At 72.1% G+C, this 8,373-nt stretch carries 7 protein-coding genes; 2 read left to right on the top strand and 5 right to left on the bottom strand.

Annotation, left to right across the window (positions count from 1 at the left end; genetic code table 11):
* A partial coding sequence (locus tag AB0C29_RS22080) for a hypothetical protein (protein WP_360822988.1) occupies nt 1–1,171 on the top strand: 1,171 nt, incomplete at its 5' end.
* On the opposite strand, the gene AB0C29_RS22075 is transcribed toward AB0C29_RS22080, so the two are convergent.
* The gene (locus tag AB0C29_RS22075) at nt 1,162–2,025 is read right to left on the bottom strand and encodes a helix-turn-helix transcriptional regulator (RefSeq protein ID WP_360822985.1); all 864 of its coding nucleotides are present in this window, start codon (nt 2,023–2,025) and stop codon (nt 1,162–1,164) included. The two genes, AB0C29_RS22080 and AB0C29_RS22075, sit on opposite strands and share 10 nt — an antisense overlap.
* A gap of 144 nt (nt 2,026–2,169) precedes the next feature.
* Between AB0C29_RS22075 and AB0C29_RS22070 the strand changes: the two genes are divergently transcribed.
* Nucleotides 2,170–2,856, top strand: coding sequence for an SDR family NAD(P)-dependent oxidoreductase (locus tag AB0C29_RS22070; protein WP_360822982.1), 687 nt, complete (start codon nt 2,170–2,172; stop codon nt 2,854–2,856).
* Between the two features lie 19 nt (nt 2,857–2,875).
* Here the strand turns inward: AB0C29_RS22070 and AB0C29_RS22065 are convergent, their stop codons facing one another.
* The 4 genes from AB0C29_RS22065 to AB0C29_RS22050 all read right to left on the bottom strand — a co-directional run.
* Nucleotides 2,876–4,078 (bottom strand): hypothetical protein, encoded by a 1,203-nt coding sequence (locus AB0C29_RS22065; protein WP_360822979.1) that lies wholly within the window; start codon nt 4,076–4,078, stop codon nt 2,876–2,878.
* On the bottom strand, nt 4,078–5,718 hold the full coding sequence (locus tag AB0C29_RS22060) for a hypothetical protein (protein ID WP_360822976.1): 1,641 nt from the start codon (nt 5,716–5,718) through the stop codon (nt 4,078–4,080). Before AB0C29_RS22060 ends, AB0C29_RS22065 begins: the two co-directional genes overlap by 1 nt.
* Before the next feature lie 18 nt (nt 5,719–5,736).
* Entirely contained in the window at nt 5,737–6,888 is a 1,152-nt protein-coding gene (locus tag AB0C29_RS22055; protein WP_360822973.1) for a patatin-like phospholipase family protein, read from the bottom strand.
* 114 nt (nt 6,889–7,002) lie between these two features.
* A partial coding sequence (locus tag AB0C29_RS22050) for a HAMP domain-containing sensor histidine kinase (RefSeq protein ID WP_360822970.1) occupies nt 7,003–8,373 on the bottom strand: 1,371 nt, incomplete at its 5' end.

Below are 8,373 nucleotides of genomic sequence, written 5' to 3'. Positions count from 1 at the left end.
GCCCCAGGCCCGCCGCCTTGTCCACTGGCTACTGGCCGCCCTCGACCCCGACGATCCCGAAGCCGGCGCGACGGCCGGACCCGGCGCGAAGCCCGGAGACAACGCAAAGCCCGGAGACAACGCAGAGGCCGGAGACAACGCAGAGCCGGCGGCGGCGGACGCCCCGGCGGTCGAGCAGGTGCTGCAGGGAGCGGCGAACTTCGCCCGGAAGGAGATCCCGCTGCTGGCCGCCGTCCTGGGCCGGGTCGGGCTGGTGCCGCCCGGAAAACGGCGGGACCGGGTCCTGGCCGCGGTGCTGAACGCCCCGCCGCGCGGGATACCCACGCTGGCCCCGGCGTTGCGCGCCGCCCTCGTCCCCGGCGGCTCGCTGGAGCTGCAGGCCCGGCTGGCGGGTCTGCTCGCCCCGGTCGACGAGCAGGCCCGTGAGGAAGCCACCCGGTTCATGCTCGGTCCGGACGCCGCCCACGCCCGGGCCGCGGCCCGGCGGATGGCCGCCGCGGCGATGGCCTGGGACTGGTACGACATCCCCTATCTCACTCGCCTGCTCACCGCCCCCACCGACGGCGTGGTCGAAAGCGCCGTGGAGGTGCTGGCCGCGGGCCGGGAACGCGGGGAGCCGGTGGGCCCGGAGGTCCGCGCGGCACTGCGGAAAGCGCTGGCCGCGACGAACTCGTCCCCGGTGTGCGGCCAGATCGTGTCGATGCTGCGGCTCGACCCCGCCACCGACGGCGCGGCCGACGCCGCGTCGCTGCCGGAGACCGTCGACCTGATGGCCGCGCGGGCCCGCGAGCTGCCCCGCCGGGACCAGCAGGATCTGCTGGCCGCACTGGTACGCGGAGCCCTGGCCTTGCTGGCCGACGCGCTGCGGGCCGGACTCGACGACGACGCCGTCGACCGGATCCGGCTGCTGCTGCGGGACCTGCCGCTCGACCAGGTACGCCGCGGCGAGGAACCGGTCCGCACCCTCTGCGCCGCCCTCGACCTGCGGGTGCCCGGGGCCCTCGAGTCCCTGGCCGGGGTGATCGGCGACTTCCCGGCCGGCGCCCAGTTCGGCCTGGCCCAGGCGGTGGAGCGCAAGTACGGGGTCGCCTCCGCCCTGTTCCGTGACCTCGCCACCCGGGACGGGGTGGACCCCCAGGTGGTGGCCTACGTCGTCGGCCGTCAGAACTGACTTCTGGCGTGCCCGGCCCGCTGGGCGTTCGACGTGGGCAGGTCCGCCGATGCCAGCAGGGCCAGCTTGTCGGCGTCGCTGGAACCGGCGTCCGGGTGGTAGACGACGAGCATCAGCGCGTCGGTGCCGCCGATGCCCAGTCGTTCCCGGTTGAGGGCCAGCTCGCCGAGCTGGGGGTGGTTCATCCGGATCGGCGTGCCGCGCTGCCCGCGTACCTCGTGGCGGGCCCAGAGCTGGCGGAATCGCGGGCTGGCCAGGGACAGCTCTCCGGTGAGCTCGATGAAACGCGGATCGCCGACGTCGTTTCCCACGGCCTGCCGCAGGTTGGCGACGAAGCATTCCGTGACGGATTCCCATTCCGGGTGCAGAGCCTGCTCGGCCGGATTCAGGAACAGATCTCGCAGCTGATTGCCGCCCACCGCCAGGCCGGGAGAAAGCGCCCGGGCGAGGCTGTTCGACGCCAGGATGTCGAAATACCGGTCCTCGATGAAAGCCGGCTGGATGAGGGAGTCGACGAGCTTGAGCACGCCGGGCGGTGGGGTCTCCTTGCGAGGCCGGCGCCGGCGCTGCCGGGACACCTCGGCGACCAGCGTCAGCAGGTGGGCGAAATGGTCCTCGTCGAGGTGCAGGACGCGGGCGATCGATTCGAGCACTTGCATCGAGGGGTGGCGGTTGCGTCCCCGCTCCAGCCGCAGGTAGTAGTCGGCGCTGATGCCGGCCAGCATCGCGACCTCCTCGCGCCGCAGCCCCGGCACCCGGCGTACGCCCACCTCGGGGATCCCCGCCTGTTCGGGTGTCACCAGCTCGCGCCGGGCCCGCAGGTACGCGCCGAGGGGATTGCTCGTCTCGCTCACCGGGCCAGCTTAGAACCCGGCGCGGCCGGCAGAGGGGGTCCTGTCATTCCCCTGGCACAAGAGGGCTCTGGCTCGCCCGGGCAGCCGTGCATACCGTCGCTGACAGCCCCGATCGGGCAGCCATCGCGACAGGAGAACCGACGAATGACCATCACACTGATCACCGGGGCCAACAAGGGCATCGGTTTCGAGACGGCCAGGCAGCTGCTGGACCTGGGTCACGTCGTTTATGTCGGCGCCCGTGACGCCGAGCGGGGTGAGAAGGCCGCGGCGACGCTCGGCGCTCAGTTCGTGCAGCTCGACGTGACCGACGACACCTCAGTGCGGAACGCGCTGGCGACGATCGGTGCGGCCGAGGGCCGGCTCGACGTTCTCGTGCACAACGCGGGCATTCTCGCCGCGGGCGAGTTGGACGGACCGGCGGCGCTGCGGGCGTTCGACACCAATGCGGTGGGGATCGTCCGGGTCACCGAGGCGGCCCTGCCGCTGCTGCGCGAGTCGTCGAATCCCACGGTGGTCACCGTGTCGAGCAGCGCCGGTTCGTTCTGGGCGGTGAACAACCCCGAGCGGCCCGAGTACCACCTGCCGCTCGCGCTCTATTCCGCGTCCAAGACGGCCGCCACCATGCTCACCGTCCAGTACGCGAAGGCGAACCCGGGCATCAAGTTCAACGCGATCGAGCCCGGCACCACCGCGACCGACATGACCGCGGACTTCGGCATCGGCCGGCCGGTGGCGGAGAGCGCCGCCTTCGTGGTGCGCTTCGCCACGCTGGGCGCGGACGGCCCGACCGGCACCTACCAGGACGAGAACGGGGTGCTGCCCTGGTGACCGGGCCCGGGCCGGCGGCTCAGCCCGCGAAGGTCACGTCGTAGAACAGCTTGTCGCGCTGGTCGAGGGTGGACAGCAGGGTGGCCCGTTCGGCGAGGCGGCTGTTGGTCAGCTCGTGCGGGATGCCGGCGTACGTGTGGTCCCAGGTGGAGATCGCCGCCCGGCGCGGGCGGTCGTCGGGTGGCACCGCCGGCATGATCGCCTCGAAGACCTCGTCGGTGGGTGTGCCGTTGTGGCTGCCGTGGTGCGAGACCTTGAGGAAGTGGACGGGCTTGAGCACGTTCTGCCGGGCCATCGTCCGCCAGCTGCGGATCTCCGCGTCGCCGGAGAAGAGCAGCCGCCAGCCACGCCATTCGAGCGCGAAGACGACGCTGGTGTTGTTGGCCGCCTTGTCGATCGCGAAGAGGTTGTCGACGGCACCGGCCCGGCGGGCCGCGACGAGTCCGAGGAAGGCACCCGCGTCGACACCCGCGGGCGGCAGCGGATCCGGCGCCGGCCGGGTCCGGCGTTCCGGCGGCGGCTCCGGTACGGCACCGGAGTCGAGCGGCAGCATCCGTCCGTAGTAGGCGGAGGTGTCCTCCTCCGGCGCCCAGACCGACAGCTCGGCCTCGCGGAACGGATGCATGCCCCGCAGCTTCGCCTCGCGGTGCACGTAGTGGGTCCGGGCCAGGTTGAGCGTCTGCAGGTACGCCACGCATTGCCGGGTCTTGGTCGGGTCGTTGTTGGCCAGCACGTCGAGCACTCCCGGCGCTGCCGCCGCGGCCGTACGGGAGCTCATCATCGCCGCCTCCCGGCGGTACATGGCGTCGAAGGCCAGGCGCTGCTCCTTGGCCTTCGGATGCTTGCCGTTGTCGTAGTAGTCGGGCGCGGCCGAGGCGGTCAGCCACAGGTGCCGGATCTTGAGCCGCTCAGCGAGTTTCAGGTCCGGCAGGCGTTCGGCGGCGTAGAACAGGCCCTGGACGTGGTCGAGGTGCTCGTGGGTCATCACGTACAGGTCGAGCGGGTGCCCGTCGAGCTGGTCCAGGATGTCGCCCACGACGGCCTCGAAGACGTCGTCCTCGCCGCCGCGGCCGGTGCCCGCGACCTTGGGGGCGTTGCCGACGTCGATCAGGATCCGCCGGGTGACGGTACGCCCGGTGGCCGGGTTCCGGTCCGGGACGGTCACCAGGATGGCGTCGCCGAAGCGGACGTTGTACATGCGGACGACCAGGTCCTCGGACATCAGCGTTCTCCGGCCGTGATGTGCAGCATCCGGGCCATCCCGTGCACGCGCAGGACGCCGGCGGAGACGTCCGCCTCGATCGCGCCGTGCAGCGGTGACGGGCGGCTGACCGGCGCGGCGGACACGTGCAGCTGCTCCCGTTCGATCAGGTTCTTGAGCATCGCGTCCGTGGCGTCGCGGTCGGGTTGCAGACGGGTGGAGGTCAGCAGTGCCCGCACGTACGGTCCCGCCGGGCGGTCGAGGCCGATGGCCAGGGTGGTGCCGGCCCGGTACCGGCGCTGGGCGGGCAGGCCGCCCGCGGAGCCGTTGTCCTCGGTGCCGGACCACGAGACCTTGAACAGCACCTCCCGGACCATGCTGTCGCCGTCGCGGTGGTAGTACTTCTTGGTCACGTCGAGCCGGGGGCGCACCTCGAACGGGGTGTCCGGGGGGATCCCGAGCCACCGGCGGTTGCGCTGGGCGAACCGGTAGGCGGCGAAGTCGGAGGCGATGAGCCCGGGGATGTCGGCCTCCCGGACGGCCCGGTGGGTGAAGTCTGTCCGGACGTCGAGAGCCTTCGGCGTGGGCACGATGCCCCGGGTGAGGCACTCCTTCACGAAGCGCGTGCGGACCTGCGGGTGGTCCGGGTGCGAGGCCTCGTCCGCGGCGAGCACGGCCCGCACGAGGTCGGCGAAACTGACGTCGCCGGGCGGCAGGTAGTCCAGGCCGCGGATCAGCATGCGCTTGATCTGTTCGGCCGCCTCGAACAGCGCCTTCGGCGCCACGGCATGCCGGCTGAGCTCCTCGTACGTGTGGACCAGCACCCGGTAGAAAGCGCCCGACAGTACGGTGGAGAGCTCGTGCGGCTCGTGATCGGAGACGTTCTGCATGGAGGCGCCGCTGTTCAGGTTGCGCAGGTGGTGGTGCTGGAGGTCCAGCGCCATGGCGAACTCCTCGGCCAGACCGCTGAAGACGTTCGTGTCGTCGATCCGCCCCTGGGAATCGGCGAGGACGCGTTCGGTCAGCTCCTTGCAGCGCAACGAGACGAGCAGCGACGCGAGGTCGGCGACCGCCTCGTGGATGGCCAGCGACTGCGGCGAGATCGCGGAGTACAGGTCCGGGGCGATGCCGTCGAGCAGGGCGTGCGCGGTCTCGTGGGCGACGATGTCCTGCGAGTTCGCGGTACGGATCCAGGTGCCGGGCCGGTGCGCGACGGTGAACTGGAAGAACTGCAGGCTGTGCGAGTCACGCTCGTAGTAGGCGTTGGCCATCTCGCCGGCGCGGGGCACCACCAGCAGCTGCGGGCCGTCGAAGGCCCACTCGACGGTACGGCCGAGCGCGTCCCGCTCCTCGAACATGGTGATCGTCTTGTGTACCGCGCCGAACACCGACACCGCCGTGGCGACAGTGTCGACGTCCTCGGCGTCCAGGCTCACCGGGCGCGGCACGTCGTACGAGCCGCGCCTGGCCCGTCCCTTGGGCGGGACGAACCGGGCGGCCGGTGCCAGCGCTCCGGTCGCGGGCTCGAAGTCGAGCACGGCGACCCGCGGTGAGATCGGGCCGTCGAGGAACAGGTCGGCGTCGACGGTGATCTGCTCGGTCGGCTGGATGTCCTTGTACCGGATGACGACGGGGTCCTTGACGATCACGGGAACGCTCACCCGCATGACGCACCTGCCTCAGGAGATCGGTAGTCGGCTCGGCTCGGCCAGGGTGGGGTCGACCCGGCTACGCAGGGCGGTGTCGGTGATCGCGTAACCCCAGTTGATGAGGGCACGCTGGGTCGGCTCGTCGAGGTGCGACAGCCCGGTGGGGACCGTCCGGGCCCGTTGCACGTCCGCCGCGGCGATCGCCACGGGGTCGGCCAGGCGGTAGTCGGCCGGGTCCGTCCGGAGCCCCCAGTACGCCCCGTCCCGCAGATCCCGCTGGTACGCGGCGATGAGCTGGATCTTGCGCAGGGCGCGTACCTGGCTGTCGACGATCTCCAGGACGCGGATGCCGTGCCGCGCCCAGTCCCGTCCCGGGGCCGGCTCGGCGTCGAACTTTCCGCCACCGTCGCTGACCAGCAGGCGGCGGCAGCGGTACCAGGCGGTCTGGAGTCCGAGGTTGTCGTACACCCCGCCGTCGGAGAGCCAGACGGACTCGCGGAACGCGGCCGCCAGATTGACCCCGCCCGGCACGGCTTCGAACCGTCCGGACGGCGTGATCCGGTGCGGGGACAGCACCGGCGGAAACGCGCTGGAGGCGGCGACCGCGTCGGCCAGGGTGGTGGTCGGATCCCGCCACAGCCCGACTGTCCAGTCCCCCGCGTACGGGCGGGAGAACCGGAACAGTTTCCCGGTCTGCACGTTGGTCGCGTTGATGACGAACCGCGGTCCGGCACCGTCCTCGGGCAGCGAACGCAGCGTCGCGCCGTGGAACAGGTGCCGGTCGTAGGCCTTGGCGACCGTCTCGGCCACGGTCCGGCCCGGCAGCAGCACGCCGGTCAGCACGGACCTCTTGTCGATGGACCGGCCGGCCATCGCGCGCAACGGGGCGATGACCCGGTCGGTGAACGCGCGGGCCACGCCGTCGGACCCGAAGTCGAGGTCCGGCCAGGCCAGGGCGAGCACGGCCGCGGTGATCGACCCGCCGGACACGCTCGACACCCGGTCGAGGGTGCGCAGCAGGCCGGTCTCGTTGAGCCGGATCAGCGCTCCGGCGTGGAAGAGCATCGCGCGGTAGCCGCCGCCGGACAGGCACAGGGCGGTGCCGCTGGTGGGTTCGGGGCGGGCAGCAGGGTCGCTGATCGGTAACGAGGCCGCTGACACGGTGGGAGTGGAGTCGGGCATGGTGGCACCTGCCTGTGGCGGGCCGGTTATGCGCTGCTGCAGCGTCAGAATACGTCTCGGACCGGTGGACGACGCCGGGCCGGACAGTCGGATAGGTGACCCGCTGTGACCGGTTCAGGGCAGTCTGATGGTGAAGGTCGTACCGCTGCCGGGGGTGCTGTCCACCTCGACGGTGCCGCCGTGCGCGTCGGCCAGTTTGCGCACGATGGCCAGCCCCAGGCCGCTGCCGCCGGTCGCCCGGCTGCGGGACTCGTCGGCGCGCCAGAAGCGGTCGAAGACCTTCGGCAGGTTCTCCGCGGCGATGCCCACGCCGGTGTCCCGTACGGTGATCGTCGAGCCCTGCGCGCCCACCGTGACCGAGCCGCCGCGCGGGGTGTAGCGGATGCCGTTGGACACCAGGTTGCCGACCATCTGACGCAGCCGTACCGGATCAGCCGCCACCACCGGGTCGCCGTCCACCTCCATGGCCAGCCCCACGCCGGCCGCGTGCGCGGGCGCGCGCTGGCTGTCCACCGCCTGGACCAGCACATCCCGGACGTACGTCGGTTCGGGGTGGATGCGCAGCGTGCCGGCGTCGGCCGCGGACAGGTCGCTCAGGTCGTCGATGATGTGCTGCAGCAGCACCGCCTCCTCGTGCAGCAGCTCGAGCAGCTGCCCGTCGGTCGGGGCCAGGTCGTCCTGGGCGGCCTCCAGCCAGCTGCGGATGTTGGTCAGCGGGGTCCGCAGCTCGTGGGCCACGTCGCTGACCATGGCCCGGCGCTGGGCCTCGGCCCGGTCGCGGCGCTCGGCCGAGTCGTTCAGCGCGCGGGCCAGCCGGCCGATCTCGTCCTGGGTGGACACCAGCGCGGGGGTGTGCCGGTCGGCGGCGTCGGTGAGGGCGCGCAGCGGACGGATCAGGCGGCGGCCGACCAGCACGGTGATGAGGATGGTGGCGAGCAGCACGCCGCCGGTGGTCGTCACGATCCGGATCGTGTTCTGCCGGGACAGGGTGAAGCGGGTCTGGTCGGAGCCGGTGTCCGGGTCGGTGACGAACAGCAGGGCGGGCGGGGCGACGTACGGCTGCAGCATGGCCCGCCGCGACTTCTCGACGCAGCCGCGGACGCGGGCGGTGGCCCGTTTGTTGCCGACGTCGAACAGCTCCCGCGGGCTGAGCGCGGGCGCGGTCTCGGGGCCCGGACGGTCGGCGGGGTCGACCTTCTCCACGTACGTCGAGAAGTCCGGCCACACGCCGAGCTCGTAACCCGGCGGCGGGCCGGCGCAGCGGGTGACCAGCGCGCCCAGCTTGCCCAGCGGCTTGGCCTCGGCCCTGGTCAACGCGGGCAGGCTCGTCTCGCAGGCCGCGATGACCTTGTCGGGGCCGTTCACCGTGAGCGCCGGCCGGCCGTTCGGCAGCTCGGTGATCCGCCCGTCCGAACCGATCCGGCGCACGCAGCTGAGCTGATCCTCGGCGAACTTCCGCAGCTCGGCCCGCTCGGCGGCCGGGAG

Origin of the sequence: Actinoplanes sp. NPDC048791, from assembly GCF_040650095.1 — a bacterium.
Lineage (GTDB): Bacteria > Actinomycetota > Actinomycetes > Mycobacteriales > Micromonosporaceae > Actinoplanes.
The sequence above is the reverse complement of the archived record's forward strand: the minus strand, read 5'-3'. Positions and strand labels throughout refer to the sequence as shown.

What these genes read in the sequence shown, in the direction of transcription:
- AB0C29_RS22070 (WP_360822982.1), top strand. Translation starts at nt 2,170, where the DNA reads ATGACCATCACACTGATCACCGGGGCCAACAAGGGCATCGGTTTCGAG.
- AB0C29_RS22065 (WP_360822979.1), bottom strand. Translation starts at nt 4,078, where the DNA reads ATGTCCGAGGACCTGGTCGTCCGCATGTACAACGTCCGCTTCGGCGAC.
- AB0C29_RS22055 (WP_360822973.1), bottom strand. Translation starts at nt 6,888, where the DNA reads ATGCCCGACTCCACTCCCACCGTGTCAGCGGCCTCGTTACCGATCAGC.